Origin of the sequence: Streptomyces varsoviensis, from assembly GCF_000718635.1 — a bacterium.
Classification (GTDB): domain Bacteria; phylum Actinomycetota; class Actinomycetes; order Streptomycetales; family Streptomycetaceae; genus Streptomyces; species Streptomyces varsoviensis.
In genome coordinates, this window is the sequence record NZ_JOBF01000039.1 from 1 (window position 1) to 15,222 (window position 15,222).

Annotated in this window: 10 protein-coding genes; 2 read left to right on the forward strand and 8 right to left on the reverse strand. The window is 74.2% G+C overall.

Annotation, left to right across the window (positions count from 1 at the left end):
* Positions 1–40: 40 nt before the first annotated feature.
* Together IF55_RS34125 and IF55_RS34130 are read right to left on the reverse strand one after the other, a co-directional pair.
* Positions 41–865, reverse strand: coding sequence for a S1 family peptidase (locus tag IF55_RS34125; RefSeq protein WP_030891907.1), 825 nt, complete (start codon positions 863–865; stop codon positions 41–43).
* Between the two features lie 225 nt (positions 866–1,090).
* On the reverse strand, positions 1,091–1,621 hold the full coding sequence (locus IF55_RS34130) for a DUF4232 domain-containing protein (RefSeq protein WP_245661633.1): 531 nt from the start codon (positions 1,619–1,621) through the stop codon (positions 1,091–1,093).
* Positions 1,622–2,115: 494 nt separating this feature from the next.
* On the opposite strand from IF55_RS34130, the gene IF55_RS34135 reads away from it, so the two are divergent.
* Entirely contained in the window at positions 2,116–3,714 is a 1,599-nt protein-coding gene (locus IF55_RS34135) for a hypothetical protein (protein ID WP_048833015.1), read from the forward strand.
* Between the two features lie 175 nt (positions 3,715–3,889).
* Here IF55_RS34135 and IF55_RS34140 read toward each other — a convergent pair whose 3' ends face one another.
* From IF55_RS34140 to oxc, 6 genes are all read right to left on the reverse strand, one after another.
* On the reverse strand, positions 3,890–6,154 hold the full coding sequence (locus IF55_RS34140) for an ATP-binding protein (RefSeq protein WP_048833016.1): 2,265 nt from the start codon (positions 6,152–6,154) through the stop codon (positions 3,890–3,892).
* Positions 6,151–6,645 (reverse strand): hypothetical protein, encoded by a 495-nt coding sequence (locus tag IF55_RS34145; protein WP_048833018.1) that lies wholly within the window; start codon positions 6,643–6,645, stop codon positions 6,151–6,153. Before IF55_RS34145 ends, IF55_RS34140 begins: the two co-directional genes overlap by 4 nt.
* A 283-nt stretch (positions 6,646–6,928) precedes the next feature.
* Complete coding sequence (locus tag IF55_RS34150) at positions 6,929–8,482, reverse strand: alpha/beta hydrolase (RefSeq protein ID WP_048833020.1); 1,554 nt, start codon at positions 8,480–8,482, stop codon at positions 6,929–6,931.
* Positions 8,479–9,750 (reverse strand): serine hydrolase domain-containing protein, encoded by a 1,272-nt coding sequence (locus IF55_RS34155; RefSeq protein WP_051776243.1) that lies wholly within the window; start codon positions 9,748–9,750, stop codon positions 8,479–8,481. The genes IF55_RS34150 and IF55_RS34155 overlap by 4 nt, the downstream gene beginning before the upstream one ends.
* A gap of 301 nt (positions 9,751–10,051) precedes the next feature.
* On the reverse strand, positions 10,052–11,308 hold the full coding sequence (gene frc, locus IF55_RS34160; RefSeq protein WP_030891888.1) for a formyl-CoA transferase: 1,257 nt from the start codon (positions 11,306–11,308) through the stop codon (positions 10,052–10,054).
* A 116-nt stretch (positions 11,309–11,424) separates the two neighbouring features.
* Complete coding sequence (gene oxc, locus IF55_RS34165) at positions 11,425–13,203, reverse strand: oxalyl-CoA decarboxylase (protein ID WP_030891887.1); 1,779 nt, start codon at positions 13,201–13,203, stop codon at positions 11,425–11,427.
* A 354-nt stretch (positions 13,204–13,557) separates the two neighbouring features.
* Here oxc and IF55_RS34170 point away from each other — a divergent pair, with 354 nt between their 5' ends.
* Complete coding sequence (locus IF55_RS34170) at positions 13,558–15,216, forward strand: FadD7 family fatty acid--CoA ligase (protein ID WP_048833022.1); 1,659 nt, start codon at positions 13,558–13,560, stop codon at positions 15,214–15,216.
* Positions 15,217–15,222: the final 6 nt, after the last annotated feature.

Here is a 15,222-nt window from a genome sequence, read left to right on the forward strand (position 1 = left end):
CCCCTCGGCACCCACCCCCTCCGCACCCCGCGCCCTCGGATCAGCCGTTGCGGCTCATCGTCTTGTGGATCCAGCCCGCGTAGGCGGGCGCGCTGGTGTAGAGCCCCGGGCCCTCGCTGCACAGCTTGCCCGGGGCGCCCGGGCCGGAGGTGACGCCGATGAGTTCCCAGCGTCCCCGCCGGTCCCGTTGGAGCTGGGGCCCGCCCGAGTCGCCGTTGCAGGCCATGGCCTTCGGCACCCGGCTGACCGTGCACAGGCGGTCGCTGTTGGCGTAGCCGGGCGCGCACTCGGAGACCGCTCCCCGGCGGGTGTCGAGCTGCTGGAGCCGGTCGGGGAAGGTCCACTTGCCGCGGTCGGGGGTGTCGACGACGGTGCCGAAGCCCAGCAGCCGGGTCGGGGTGCCGGGCCGCCCCGGCTTGTCGGCGATGCGGATCGGCTTCTCGGAGACCGGGCGGTCCAGCCGGATCAGGGCGAGGTCGTCGCGGTTGGGTCCGGTGCCGTCGCCGTTCTTGTAGCCCGGGTGGGTCACCGTCTTCGCGATGGACCGGACCGTGCCTCCGGAGTTCTTCCACTCGCTGCCGATCCGGACGGTGCCGTCCGGGGTGACGAGCGCCGGGTCCACGCAGTGCGCCGCCGTGAGCACCCACTTCGAACCGATCAACGACCCTCCGCAGAACCCCTTGAAGGCGGGGTCGTCCACGCCCGTCACCGGTATCGACACCATGGACGGGTAGCGCTGCGTCGAATCCTTGCCGTTGACGATGGCTTCGGCGCTGCCGGACATCATGGCGGCGCACGCCGCGCCCGCCAGGGCCACGGCGGCGGTGCGCGCCACCGTGCGGCGCGAGGACTTCAGGCTGAACACTGGTTCTCCGATCAGGCGAGCTTCTGCTGCCTGCTCAGCCTCCGCCACCAGGCGGAACGGAACCATCCGGTCAGCGGGCCTCTCCGGGGTTCAGCCAGTAGCCCCGTCCGGGTAGGGAAAACCCCAGGCCGGCTCGGGCCCGCGCCGTAGGCCCGCGGGTCGACCTCCCGACGTACGCCCGCTCGTTCCCGTACGCCCGCCCGGGCCACCACGCCCGTACGTCCGTCAGCCGGTCGCCGGCGGGGTCGCCGACAGGCTGGTCACATTGAGGGTGCCATTGTCGACGATCTTGTCGAAGGCCAGCGTCCGGTGCGCCGTGGCGGCGGGCGGGGTGACCTCCAGGTACTTGGCGTGCACCGCGTTGGCGCCCGTGTGGGTCCAGACCAGGTCGGCCCAGGCGGAGGCGTCGCTCTTGAGGTAGACCGTCTTCTTGCCCGGGTCCTGGGCGAAGTACGTCGAGCCCCAGCGCACGTCGGTGGCGGCCTTGGCGTGCCCGGCCTTCTCCAGGCCGAGGCCCGGGTAGCCGCGCAGCGCGCAGGTGGTGCCGGTGGTGTTCTTGAACCGGAGGTAGGTGCCCTCGTGGTTCATGCCGTGCTGCGCGGGACCGTTGCCGTTGTCGTCCAGCGTGATCCGGAGCCCCGAGACGGCACAGGTCGGGGTGGCCGCCGCGGCGGGCTCGGCGGCGTTGGCCGTCCCCGCGGCTATGCCCCCGGCGAGCAGGGCCGCGGCGGCGGCAGCGGTTGCGGCGGTCGTCATGCGACGCATGATCCGGCTCCTTCCAAGGCCCGGCGTCGGTCTACCGGAGCCTTCGGTTTCGGTTTCGCCACCCTACATATTTATGCAGCGAGGCTCGAACGTGGTTTCCCCTAATGGGCATATCCCGCAAGGCACTTGAGTCATCAACCACCACCCTCCGTCCCGTCCGTCGCCCACGCGAGTGGCCATGACGGCCCGTCATAAACCACCGGGATACGAGGCCGCCCGGCGGCCCCGCCGAGCCCCACGGGTACCGTGTATCTCCATCTGTTCAGCGCACCCCTCCGGAAAGGTTGCGGCACGAGCTTGAGATGCGGTAAGTCGACCCTCACCGCGAACCGCGAACCGCGAACCGCGAACCGCGAACCGCGAACCGCGAACCGCGAACCGCGAACCGCGAACCGCGAACCGCGAACCGCGAACCCGCCCGCCGCTGGCGCACGTTCCCCGGCCAGAAGGCCGTCGTAGCCGCCGCCCGCACCGTCACCTCGACCGTGCGCGTCCTCGAAACCCTGCCGGACCTCCTGCGCGGCGACAGCAGGGTCGCCGTCGTCTTCGCGTACGACCCCACCTCCGCCTTCAGCGACGGCGTCCTCGACCTGCTGCACGACGCCGGGTGCCGGGTCATGCCCTGGAGCCAGTTGGCCGACGTCGAGCCCGACCTCATCGTCTCCGCCAGCGAGAACGTCGACGTACCGGCGGGCGACTGCCCCGTGCTCGTCCTCCCGCACGGCGTCGGCTTCCAGAAGCTGGTGCCGGACTCCCGCTCCTCGCGCAGCCGGCTCTCCGGGCTGGTGCCGGACGCCCTGCTGGAGGCGGGCCGGGCGTGGCTGGCCGTCTCGCACCCGGACCAGGCGGACCAGCTCGCCGCCGCGCACCCGAAGACGGCAGGCCGCACCCTGCTCGTCGGCGACCCCTGCTTCGACCAGTTGCGGCGCGGCCTGCCGCGGCGCGAGGAGCACCGGCGCGCGCTCGGCGTCACCGGCGGCCGGCGGCTGGCCGTGCTCAGCTCCACCTGGGGCCCCACGTCGCTGCTCGGCCGGGAGCCGGACCTCCCGCGCCGGCTGCTCGCGGAACTGCCGTACGACGAGTACCGGGTGGCCGCCGTCATCCACCCCAATGTGCGCTCCGCGCACGGCGATTGGGATATCCGCAGGGCGCTCGCGCCGGCCGTGGACGCCGGGCTGCTGCTGATGTCGCCGGTCCACGACTGGCGGCCCGCGCTCACCGCCGCCGACGTCGTCATCGGGGACCACGGTTCGGTGACCCTGTACGGGGCCGCGCTCGGCAAGCCCGTACTACTCGCCGCCTTCGGCCACGACGCCGTGCCGCGGACGGCCGCCGCCGCGCTCGGCGGCGCCGCGCCCCGGCTCGACCCGCACGGCGACCTCCTCGGGCAGATCGAGGAGGCCGTACGGACCCATGTACCGGACCGCTACGCGGACATCGCGCGACGGGCGTTCGCCGAGCCCGGCCAGTCCGTCGCGCGGCTGCGCACCGCCGTCTACGAGCTGCTGAACCTGCCCGAACCGCGCTCCGCCCCGCCCTTGCCCGCGCTCCCCGCGCCGTCCTCGTCACCCGTCGTCGGCGTCACATCGTGGCGGGTGGTCACCACCGCCCACGACGACGCGGGCCAGTGGTCGGTCACCGTGCGCCGCCACCCCTCGGCAGCGGTGGAGGACGGCGCGGCCGACGAGGAGCGGGCCGGGGTCTGCTCCCACCTCGCGTGCGATGTGGAGGAGCCGGACCAGCGGCTGGCGGAGAGCGCGTCGGTGCTGGTCGAGCGCTCCCCCGTACGGTCCGCCGTCGCCGCCCTGCGCTGGGCGGACGCGACGCTGGCCCGGTTCACCGGCTGCCTCCTCGCCGTGGCCGCGCTGGACGGCGGCGGCGCGCTGGCCCGGCTGCGCGACGGACGGACCGTGGAGGCGACGCCCACCGGGCCGGACACCGGCCCCGGCCTGTGCGCCGCCGTCGTCTACGCGTGCCTGCGCGCGGGCGCCCCGCTGGACGGCACGATCGTGGCCCTGCGCGCAGGAGCGTCACACGAGGAGGACGTTGCCCTGCGCCTCCGCCCCACTGGCCAACTGCCGTGACGCCGCCGCATGCCCGCGGCGCCCAGACCGGTGCGCGGGGAGGACGCGTCGCCCCGCCCCGCGGCCGCCCTGCCCTACTGCCCGGCCCGTAGCGCGTAGGGCCCGCCCGCGTCCCCGCCCCGGCCCGTGACGCGTGAGGGCGGAAATCGAAAGAGCCGCCGCCCCCATCCGCGCCTCAACCGCCCTGACCGCCCGGCTCGTCCGCCCCGCCCAGTCCTCCCAGCGCGTCCAGCCGCTCCCGCAGTTCCTCCGCCGCCAGGCCGCCGCCCGCCGCGTAGATCTCGTACGCGCGAGTCAGGTGGGCCCGTACGGTGGCGCGCTCGCCGCCCGTGCGCTCCACGATGTCCGCGAGCACGACGAGCGCCTGCGCCTCGTAGTGGGTGGCGTCCCCCTCGCGCAGCACCCGCGCTGCCTCGGTCAGCGCCCGCGTCGCCGCCTCGGTCTCACCGGCGTGGTCGTGGGCGGCGCCCAGCGCGGCGAGCGCCCTGGCGGCCATCCGGCCGTCGCCGCACGCCGTCAGCCGGTCGTACGCGCCGCGCAGGGTGTCCAGCGCGCCGCGGTGGTCGCCGCCCGCGTCCCGCGCGCAGCCCAGGAAGTAGGCGGCGATGGCGGCGCCGCGCTCCTCCCCGGCCGCGGTGTTGAGGTCGAGGGAGAGCTGGTAGGCGGCCATGGCGCGGGCCGGGTCGAACCGGTCCCAGTAGCGGCCGGAGAACTCCTGCACCGACGCGCGCAGCACCGTGTGCCCACAGACGTCGGCGCAGGCTGCGGCCGCCTCCAGTTCCGTGCGCGCCCGGTCGTACGCGCCGAGGTCCATCAGCGGCCGGGACAGCAGGCTGCGCAGCCGCGCCTCGGCGGCGGGCACCACGGCCGCGGTGGCCGACGCCGCGCCGATCTCCAGGGACTCCCGCCAGTCGGCCAGGTGCCTGCGGTGCAGGAAGAGGACGGTGAAGACCTCCGCGAGCTGCCATACGGGCGTGTGCAGCGCGTGCCCGGCGGCGTCGCGCAGCACGGCGAGAATATTGGGGCGCTCGGCCTCCAGCCAGTCCAACGGCGCCGGGCCCGCGGCCCCGGCCGCGAAGGGGTCGGGGGCGCCGCGCAGGAACGCGTCGAGGTCGGCGACGCGCAGCCGGTCCGCACGGATGGCGCGGTCGGCGAACGCGGTCAGGGCGAGGTAGTGCGTCACCACCCGTTCCGCGAGGGCCCGCCGCGCGCCCTCGGGCTCCTCCTCTGCGGCGCGCTCACGGGCGTGCAGCCGTACGAGGTCGTGCTGGCGGAAGCGGCCCTCCGGGGTGACGTCGAGCAGACCGGCCTCGATCAGGTCGGCCAGCAGGGGCTCGGCGTCCGACGGATCGAGGCCGGCGGCGACGGCGGCCGTACCGAGGTCGAAGGTGCGGGCCGGCAGCAGGCCGAGCAGCCGGTACAGGCGGGCGGCGGGCGGCTCCAGCCCCCGGTAGGCGGGGCCGAGTACCGCGGACACCGAATGCTCCCCTCGCCGTGCGCCGTACGCGCTGTGTGCGTTGGCTGCATTAGCTGCGTGTTGCCCACCGCGCGTACCGCGTAAGGCCATCCCGGACAGCCGCCGGGTCTCGTCGGCGAGTTCGCCGGCCAGCGCGGTCATGGTCAGCCGGGGCGAGGCCGCCAGCCGCGCCGCGACGACGCGGAGCGCGACCGGCAGCCCGCCGCACAGTTCGACCAGCCGCTCGGCGGCCGTACGCTCCGCCGCCACGGCCTCCTCGCCGCACCGTTCGGCGAGCAGCCGCAGGCCGCCCTCGCCGTCCAGCGGGTCGAGCGGCAGCGACCGGGCGCCGTCGAGGGCGAGTTCGCCGAGCCGGGCGTTGCTCGTGACCAGCACGGCGCTGCCCGGCCCCTTCGGGACGAGGGGCCTGACCTGCGCGGGGTGGTTCACGTCGTCGAGGACGACGAGCAGCCGGCGGCCGGCGGAGTGCGTCCGGAAGAGCGCGGTCCGCTCGGCGAGCGAGTCCGGGAGGTAGGCGTTGTCGACGCCGAGGGCCCGCAGGCCCTGCGCGACGGCCTCGGAGACATCGGCGCCCTCGCCGTCGCGCAGAGCCGCGAAGTCGATGTAGATCTGCCCGTCCGGGAACAGGTCGCGGGAGAGCTGCGCCCACCGGCAGGCGGTGGCGGTCTTCCCGACCCCCGGCAAGCCGGTGAGCAGACCCAGAGCGATCACGGCACCCGCCTCTCCGGTGGCGGTCAGGCACCGGTCGAGGGCGATCAGCTCCCGCGTCCGGTTGACGAACGGGGCTGTCAGCGGCGGCACTTGGTCGGGCTTCGGGCGGGCCTCGGGCGTCGGCGCCTGGACGGTCACGGCGATGCCGCCGTGGATCTGCCCGGCCTGCACGCTCGGCCCGTACACGGTCCCGGACAGTTCGTTGGCGACGCGGCCCGCCGCGGCGGCGGCGCCGTCGAAGGCATCGCTCACCGCGCCGCCCGCCCGTCCTGCGCGTCCTGGCTGCCTTGTGCGCCCTGGCTGCCCTGCATGGGCGGTACGGCTCCGGAGTCGTAGAGGTTCAGGCCGCCGGAGAAGTCCCGTCCTTGAACGACCGATCCGTTGTGCACGCTGCCGCTGACGGTGTTGTGCACCGGCCCGCCGCGCTCGCCCTCCGCCGGGCCCACCTCGGCCAGCAGGGCCCGCAACTCCTCGGCGGCGGCCGGGTCCGTGCGCAGCACGCGGCGCAGCCGCTGCCGCCAGTCGGCCTCGATGTCGGCGGCGGTCAGCTCGTCCGACTCGTCGCGGGCGGCGGCCAGTTCCGCGCGGGAGAGCTCCAGTTCGCCGTCGACGGCGCTCTCGTCGCCGCCGCGGGCGAAGAACCGTGCCAGTCGCTGTTTCGCCTGCGTCCACGCGTCGGACGCCATGAGCCCGACCACGGTGGTCGCCCCCGACGCCGCCAGCGCCGCCAACTCCGCTTCCACGGTGCCCCCTCTGTGCCCGCGCGGCCGCCATGACGTTCATGGGGCCCGCCGATGCCACCGTAGAGAGCGCGGGAACGCTTGGGTAGCCCGGCCCCGGCCCATGATCACCGTGCCCGCCCGCCCGTACCCGATCGGCGTACGGACCGGCCGCGTACGAACCGGCCCCACCCGGCCGCGTACGGGCCGGCCAGGTGCGGCCCCGCCGCGCGTACGGCCCGGCGCGTACGAACCGCCCCGGACCGACCGCGTACGGACCGCCCGTATACGAGCCGGGGTGCCGGGCTCAGCTCTCCCCGCCGCCCGCGGCCTTCTCGCACACGGCGTCCCGCGCGGGCAGCCTGCCCGTGCGCAGGTAGTCGTTGACCTGCCGGTCCACGCAGGCGTTCTGGTACGAGCCGTAGACGCCGTGGACCCGTGCCTTGAGCGTGATCAGGCGGGAGTTGGGCATCTTGCGGTGCAGGCCCTGCCCGTTGGCGTAGCTGGTGCGCGGGTCGCCGGTGGACTGGACGATGAGGCCGGGCACGTCGTTGCCGGTGAGCACGGGCGCCTCCAGCGGCTTGTTCGGCCAGTACGCGCAGGGCGTCACGCCCTTGAACAGCGGCCCGTACAGCGGGGCCGTCGCCCGGCTCGCCTCGATGCCGCGCCGGTACCAGGACAGGTCGCGGGGCTGTGTGCTGTCGCCGCAGATCAGGGCGAGCTGGAGCGATATCTGGTTGTCCATGTCGGCGCCGGGCGGGCCGAGCACGGCGGCCAGCGCCTCCGTCGGCTCCACGGTCCGGCCCTGGGCGGCCTCGTGCAGCACCCGGATGTTCTCGGCCGCCTCGGCGAAGCCCCGGTCGTCGGACATCAGCGTGGCCAGCGCCAGCGGCACCTGCTGCCCGTCGGCGGTGTACGGGCCGATGCGCAACGGCTTGCGGGCGGCCTGCCGGGCTATCGCCTCGACGGTGGCCCGCGCCTTGGCGGGCGTGTCGCCGAGGCCGTACGTGCTGTCGCGGGGCGCCGCCCAGCGCGCCCAGGCGTCCAGGAACTCCTCATTGGCCACGGCGGAGTCCCGGTTGACGCCGCCGTTCCAGCGGGCGGGGTCTATGGCGCTGTCGAGGAGCAGCCGGTCGACGCGGCCGGGGAACATCTTGGCGTAGACCGCGCCGAGGTAGGTGCCGTAGGAGACGCCGAAGTACGAGGTCTTGCGCTCGCCGAGGACGGCGCGGAGCAGGTCCATGTCGCGCGCGGTGTTGCGGCTGGTGAAGTGGCGCAGGTACGGCAACTTCTCGCCGTACTTCCGCTGGCAGGACTTCACCAGTCCGGCCTCGTAACGGGCCTGGGCGCGGAAGCCCGCGGTGTCGTACCCGGCCGAGCGCAGCCAGTGGCCCGCGGTGTCACAGTGCAGAGGACTGCTGCGGCCGACGCCGCGCGGGTCCATGCCGATCAGGTCGTAACGGGCGGCCAGTTCCTCGCCCATGGCGGCCTTCGACTCCAGGGGCATGTCGAGGGTGGGGCCGCCGGGGCCGCCGGAGTTGTGCATCATCAGCCCGATGCGGTGACGCGTGTTGGTGGCCTTGATCCGGGAGAAGCCGATGGTCAGCGTCTGCCCGTCCGGGCGGCTGTAGTCCAGCGGCACCCGGATCGACGCGCACCGCGCACCGGCCTCGTCGAGGCCCTTGACCCCGCATTTCTCCCAACGCACCTTCTGCTGCGTGAACTTGGCGAGCTTCGAAGGCTCGGTGCGCTGCTGGGCAGCGGCGGTGGCGCTCTGCACGGGGGCGAGCAGGCCGGCGGCGGTGGCCGCCGCGAGCGCGGCGACGGCCGCGGTGCGGCGCAGGGGTCGCGGTCTCTTCACGGGTGGGGGTGCTCCTTCGGAGAATCGGAGGCCGCCGCCATGGCCTGGAATATGCGCTCGACGGCGTCCACGACGGCCTGGGAGGCGCCCTCGCGTTCGGGGACCTCGTTGACGGCGATGAACACGGCGCGCCCGTCCTCGGTGACCCCGCCTCGGGTCCGTGTCCCGTACACGGTGCCGCCGTGTCCCCAGTACCGGCCGCCGCCGGGGCCGCCGATCGGATAGCTCGCCAGCCCCAGCCCGTACGCCGCGCCCCGGGCGAGGTCCGCGGCGGGCACCGTGGAGCGCATCAGCGCCCGCTGCGCGGGCGGCAGCAGTCGCCCGGCGAGCAGGGCGGCGTAGAAGGCGGTGAGGTCCTGGGCCGTGGCCACCAGGGCGCCGGCCGCGCCGATCAGCGACGTATTGATGAAGGTGATCTCCCGGTGGCCGCCGCCCGCGATGGGCGCGTACGCCTTCGGGTGCGGGCCGCGCAGCCGCTGCTCGGGCCAGGGCGGCCAGTAGGTGTGCGCGAGCCCCAGCGGTTCGATGATCCGCCGCTCCACCTCGCGCTCGTAGCGGTGCCCGGTGACGCGCTCGACGAGCATGCCGAGCAGGATGTAGTTGATGTTGCAGTACGCCCAGCGCTCCCCTGGCGGGAACATCGGCGGCCGGGTCAGGGCGATGGCGACCAGCCGCCGCGGGTCCATGTACGCGTGCCCCTCCAGGTCCAGCGACTCCGGGAAGTCGGGGAGGCCGCTGGTGTGCTGGAGGAACTGGTGGACGCTGACGCGCCGGCCGTCGTTGCCGTGCCCGCGGACCACGCCCGGCAGATAGCGCTCGACCGGCGCCTCCAGCCGTACCCGGCCCTCGGCGGCGAGTTGGAGCACGACCGTCGCGATGAACGACTTGCTGTGGCTGCCCACCCGCAGCCGGGCCAGGTGCGGATACGGGCGCCCGGTGGCCAGGTCGCCCGCTCCGGCGTTCACCTCGCGCACCCGGCCGTCCGCGCCGGTGATCACCGCCTGCGCCCCCGGCAGCCCCTCGGCCTCGACCAGCGCGGCCAGCACCCGCCGGACGGCGCGCAGGTCGGGCGCCGGGGCGGGGCGGCGGACGGCCGGGCGCGGCGGCACGGCGCTCGCGGACCCGAGCCCGGCCCCCGTCGTCAGCGCCGCCGTGGCGACGACCGTGGAGCCGCGCAGGAGCTGACGCCTGGTGAGCCGGGGCCGTAACGGGGTGCCCGGGGTGGCGGCTCTCGGGTGGCGGGGCGGGGGTCCGTGCAGGCTCGTCATGCGCCAACAGCCTTCCGTCGCCGTTCGCGGGAGCCAATGACGCCAACCCCAAGATCACGTTGTGGGCCTCCCCCCTCGGCATCGGGGGGCGTACGGGCTTGCGCGAGCCGGTTTCGTACGCAAGGGGCGCCGCGTACGAGCCCAGCGCCGTACACAGGCGGGCGCCCCGCACGCGAGGGAAACGTGCGGGGCGCCCTGGGGAAGGCCGTCGTTGGTCAGGCGACGGCCTGGCCGTGGCCGGCATGGGACTCGGCGGTCTCGGACGACCACCGGACCGTGGCCGGCCTGCGGTGCGGCGGTCTCAGACGACGACCTGGCCCGCGTGCAGCTTCGCGATGGCGTCGGCGTCGTAGCCGAGGTCCGCGAGCACCTCGTCGGTGTGCTCGCCGAGCAGCGGGGAGCCGGTGATGTCGGGCGTGAAGCCGGAGAACTTGATCGGGCTGCCCACGGTCAGGTACGTGCCGCGGTCCTTCTGCTCGACCTCCACGACCGAGCCGCTCTTGCGCAGCGCCGGGTCGGCGGCGATCTCCTTCATGCTGAGCACGGGCGCGCAGGGCACCTCGTAGGTGCGCAGGATGTCCACGGCCTCGTACTTCGTCTTGTCGGCGAGCCACTTCTCGATGTCGGCGAAGATGTCGAAGATGTGCGGCTGCCGCGCCCGGGCGGTGGCGTACTCGGGGTCGTCGATCCACTCGGGCTTGCCGATGGCCTCACAGGTGCGCGCCCAGTTCTGCTCCTGGATCGTGAAGTAGATGTACGCGTTGGGGTCGGTCTCCCAGCCCTTGCACTTGAGGACCCAGCCGGGCTGGCCGCCGCCGCCCGCGTTGCCGCCGCGCGGCACGGCGTCGCCGAACTCGCCGTTCGGGTACTGCGGGTACTCCTCCAGGTAGCCGAGCCGCTCCAGCCGCTGCTGGTCGCGGAGCTTGACGCGGGAGAGGTTGAGCACGGCGTCCTGCATGGACACCGACACCTTCTGGCCGACGCCGGTGGCGTTGCGCTGGATGATCGCGGTGAGGAGGCCGATCATCAGGTGCATGCCGCTGTTGCTGTCGCCGAGGGCGGCGCCGCTGATGGTCGGCGGGCCGTCCCAGAACCCGGTGGTGGACGCGGCGCCGCCGGCGGCCTGCGCGACGTTCTCGTAGACCTTGAGGTCGGACCAGGGGGAGTCCTCGTTGAAGCCCTTGACCGAGCCGAGGATCAGCCGGGGGTTGAGCTCGTGGATGTGGTCCCAGCCGAGGCCCATGCGGTCCATGGCGCCCGGCGCGAAGTTCTCGACGAGGATGTCGGCGCCGCGGATCAGCTTCTCCATGACCTCCTTGCCCTCGGGGGCCTTGGTGTTGATGGCCAGCGAGCGCTTGTTGCTGTTGAGCATGGTGAAGTAGAGGGCGTCGACGTCGGGGATGTCCCGGAGCTGACGGCGCGTCACGTCTCCGCCATTGGTGCGCTCGACCTTGATGACATCGGCGCCGAACCAGGCGAGCAGTTGGGTGCACGCGGGGCCGGCCTGGACCCCGGTGAAGTCGATCACCTTGATTCCTGCGAGCGGCTTCTCACTCATGGCGGCTTCCTTCTCGTGAGTGTTCTCGGTGTGCGGGTGCGGGTGCGGGTGCGAGTGGGGATGCGGGTGGGGTGTGAGGGGGCGGCCGAGCGGGGGTACGGCCCCGGGCCCGGCGCTCACTTCCTCGCCGGCGCGATGTTGCCGACGGTGATGCCCTTCGGGTTGAGGTGCGAGATGTGCCCGCTCTCGGTGCCGGCCGAGGGGTCGATCGCGCAGTCGATGAGGGCGGGGCCGCCCGAGGCCAGCGCCTCGGTGAGGGCGGCGGTGACCTCGGCGGGCGTCGTCGCGCGGTAGCCCTTGCCGCCGAACGCCTCGATCATCCGGTCGTGGCGCGCCTGGAGCATCAGGGTCGTCGGCGACGGGTCGGTCTCCAGCGGGTTGACGTCGTCGCCCCGGTAGACGCCGCCGTTGTTGAGGATGACCGTGACGACCGGCAGCTTGTAGCGGCAGATCGTCTCCAGCTCCATGCCGCTGAACCCGAAGGCGCTGTCGCCCTCCACGGCCACGACGGGCGCCCCGCTCTCGACGGCCGCGGCGATGGCGTAGCCCATGCCGATGCCCATGACGCCCCAGGTGCCGCTGTCCAGGCGGTGCCGCGGTACGCGCATGTCGATGACGTTGCGGGCGATGTCCAGCGCGTTGGCGCCCTCGTTGACGAGGTACGCCTCGGGGTGGCCGTGCAGCACGTCGCGTACGGCCTTCAGCGCGCCCATGAACTGCATCGGGTGCGGGTCGGCCGCCAGCCGCTCCGCCATCTTGGCGACGTTCTTCGCCGACCGCGCGGCCAGCTCCTCCCGCCAGGCCGTGGGCGCCGCGATCCGCCCGGGCTTGGCGCGTTCGGCGAGCGCCGCGAAGACCGAGTCGATGTCCCCGACGAGGGGGGCCGCGATCGGCTGGTTGCTGTCCAGCTCCCGCGGCTCGATGTCCACCTGGATGAACTTCGCGTCGGGGTTCCACTGCGGCGCCTCGCCGTGCCCCAGCAGCCAGTTGAGCCGCGCGCCCACCAGCATCACCACGTCGGCCTTCTTCAGCGCCAGCGAACGGGCGGTGGCCGCGGACTGCGGGTGGCCGTCGGGCAGCAGGCCCTTCGCCATCGACATCGGCACGTACGGGATGCCGGTGGACTCGATGAACTCCCGGATACGGTCGTCCGCCCGGGCGTACGCGGCCCCCTTGCCGAGCATCACCAGCGGCCGCTCGGCGCCCGCCAGCAGCTCGATCGCCCGGTCCACCGCGTCGGGCGCGGGCAGTTGGCGCGGCGCCGGGTCGACGAGGCGGCTGAGCGTCGCCGCGCCCGCGTCCGCGTCGAGGACCGAGCCGAGCACGGCGGCCGGGATGTCGAGGTAGACGCCGCCGGGGCGGCCGGAGACCGCGGTGCGCAGCGCGCGGGCGATACCGCGCCCGATGTCCTCGACCCGGCTCACCCGGTACGCGGCCTTGCAGAACGGCTGGGCGGCGGCGAGCTGGTCCATCTCCTCGTAGTCGCCCTGCCTGAGGTCGACGAGGTGGCGCTCGCTGGAACCGGATATCTGCACCATCGGGAAGCAGTTCGTGGTCGCGTTGGCCAGCGCGACCAGCCCGTTGAGGAAGCCCGGCGCGGAGACCGTGAGGGCCACGCCCGGCTTCTGGGTGAGGAACCCGGCGGCGGCCGCCGCGTGCCCCGCGTTGCTCTCGTGCCGGAAGCCGATGTAGCGGATGCCCTGCGCCTGCGCGAGGCGGGCCAGGTCGGTGATCGGGATGCCGACCACCCCGTAGATGGTGTCGATGTCGTTGAGCTTCAGCGCGTCGACCACCAGGTGGTAGCCGTCGGTGAGCTCGGCCGGGGCGCCGGCCGTCGCGGCGGTGGCCGCGGCCTCCGGCGCGGTGGCGTTCTCCGGTGCGGTGGGGGCGGTCATGGTCCGCGGGCCTCCTTGGGCTGACTGGCCTTGTCGGCTTCGTCTTCCACCATCCGCAGCGGCTGTGGCGGCGTCCAAGATTCATCGGCGACCAGCCGATAACCGCTATTTATCGAGCCCTGGTCAGAGCGGGATTTCCGCCCTCCGGAGGCCCTTGATAGAAGCTCGCTATCGGTTGTTCGCCAGCGCGTATTGGACGGCCGCGCCGCGCCCGCGCAGGCTCGCTGAGGGGAGCGTCGGAAGATCCGCCGCCACGGTGCCGACGACCTGACGACGCCCCGACCCCCGAGACAGCTCACAGCGGCCTCGGCGATGCGACGAGCCCCGACGACGAGACAAGAGGAGGCGGAGGTCATGGCCGTACCGACCGCGGCGCCCGTACCCGAGACGAACCGCTACCGGCCCCCGGCCCTCACGGGCCTCGACGATCTCCTCGACGGCCCGGCCCGCGCCACGCCCCACGCGACCGCGCTCGTCGTGGGCGGCGACCGGCGGCCCGTGTCGTACGGGGCCCTGGCCGCGGTCGCCGACGACGTCGCCGCGCGGCTCGCGGCGGGGGGGCTGCGCCGCGGCGAGCCGGTCGCCCTCGTCTGCGCCAACACCGCCGAGTTCGTCGTGGGGCTGCTGGGCGCGGCGCGGGCCGGGCTGGTGGTCTCCCCCATGGACCCCGCCCTGCCCGGCGCGCAGCTCTCCGCCCGGCTCGACGCGCTCGGCGCGCGGGCCGTCCTGCTCGGCCCGACCGCCGCCGGCGGCGCGACGCCCGCCGTCCGGACCGCCGTGCCCGCCTGGCCCCTGCGCGTGGCCGTGTCCGGCGCGGGCACGGCGACGGCCGCCCTCGACATCACCGCTCCCCCGGCGCCCGCGGGTACGGGCGCGTCCGGTGAGCTGTCGGCCGGCGACGCCCTCGTCCTGTTCACGGCGGGGACCACCGACCGCGCCAAGATGGTGCCGCTGACCCGCGCCAACGCCGCCGCCTCCGTACGGAACATCTGCGCCGCGTACGAGCTGGGACCGGCCGACGCGACGGTCGCCGTGATGCCGCTCTTCCACGGCCACGGGCTGTTCGCGGCGCTCCTGGCGTCGCTGGCCGGCGGGGGCCGGGTACTGCTGCCGGAACGCGGCCGGTTCTCGGCGCGTACGTTCTGGGGCGATGTCCGCGCCGTGTCCGCCACGTGGTTCACCGCCGTCCCGACCATCCACGAGATCCTGCTGGACCGGGCGGCGACGGAATACCCGGGGGAGACGGGAGGTGCGGGGGATCAAGAGGACGGTACGGACCGGAAGGCGGCCCCGCTGCGATTCGTCCGCAGTTGCAGCGCCCCGCTGAACACGGCCACCCAGCGGGCGCTGGAGCGCGTCCTGGGCGCACCGCTGCTCTCCGCGTACGGAATGACCGAGTCCGCGCACCAGGCGGCCGGCGAACCGCTGCCCGGGCGCGGCCCGTTGAAGCACGGTTCCGTCGGCCGGCCGACCGGGGTCGCCCTGCGGGTCCTCGACCGCGACGGGCGGCCGTGCCCGACGGGCGTACCGGGCGAGGTGTGGGTGCAGGGCCCCACCGTGGCCCGCGGCTATCTGGCCGACCCGGCCGAGACCGCGCGGAGCTTCGTCGACGGGTGGCTGCGCACCGGGGACCTGGGCTCGCTGGACGAGGACGGGTATCTGTTCCTCACCGGACGCATCAAGAACCTCATCAACCGCGGCGGCGAGAAGATCGCGCCCGAACACGTCGAGGACGTCCTCGCCGGCTGCCCCGGCGTCGCCGAGGCGGCCGTGTTCCCGGTGCCCGACGCGCACTACGGGCAGCGGGTCGGCGCCGCCGTGGTCGTACGCGCGGACGCCCGCGGCGGCCTGCCCGGCGGCGAGCGCGCCGACTCCGAGCAGATCCTGCGGTACTGCCGCGACCGGCTGGCCGCCTTCGAGGTGCCGGACCGGCTGGAGATCGTCGCGGCGCTGCCGCACACGGCCAAGGGCGGCCTGGACCGGGCGGCGGTGGAGGCCCGGTACGCACACTGAACGGGC

What these genes read in the sequence shown, in the direction of transcription:
- IF55_RS34130 (WP_245661633.1), bottom strand. Translation starts at nt 1,621, where the DNA reads ATGACGACCGCCGCAACCGCTGCCGCCGCCGCGGCCCTGCTCGCCGGG.
- IF55_RS34155 (WP_051776243.1), bottom strand. Translation starts at nt 9,750, where the DNA reads ATGACGAGCCTGCACGGACCCCCGCCCCGCCACCCGAGAGCCGCCACC.
- frc (WP_030891888.1), bottom strand. Translation starts at nt 11,308, where the DNA reads ATGAGTGAGAAGCCGCTCGCAGGAATCAAGGTGATCGACTTCACCGGG.
- oxc (WP_030891887.1), bottom strand. Translation starts at nt 13,203, where the DNA reads ATGACCGCCCCCACCGCACCGGAGAACGCCACCGCGCCGGAGGCCGCG.
- IF55_RS34170 (WP_048833022.1), top strand. Translation starts at nt 13,558, where the DNA reads ATGGCCGTACCGACCGCGGCGCCCGTACCCGAGACGAACCGCTACCGG.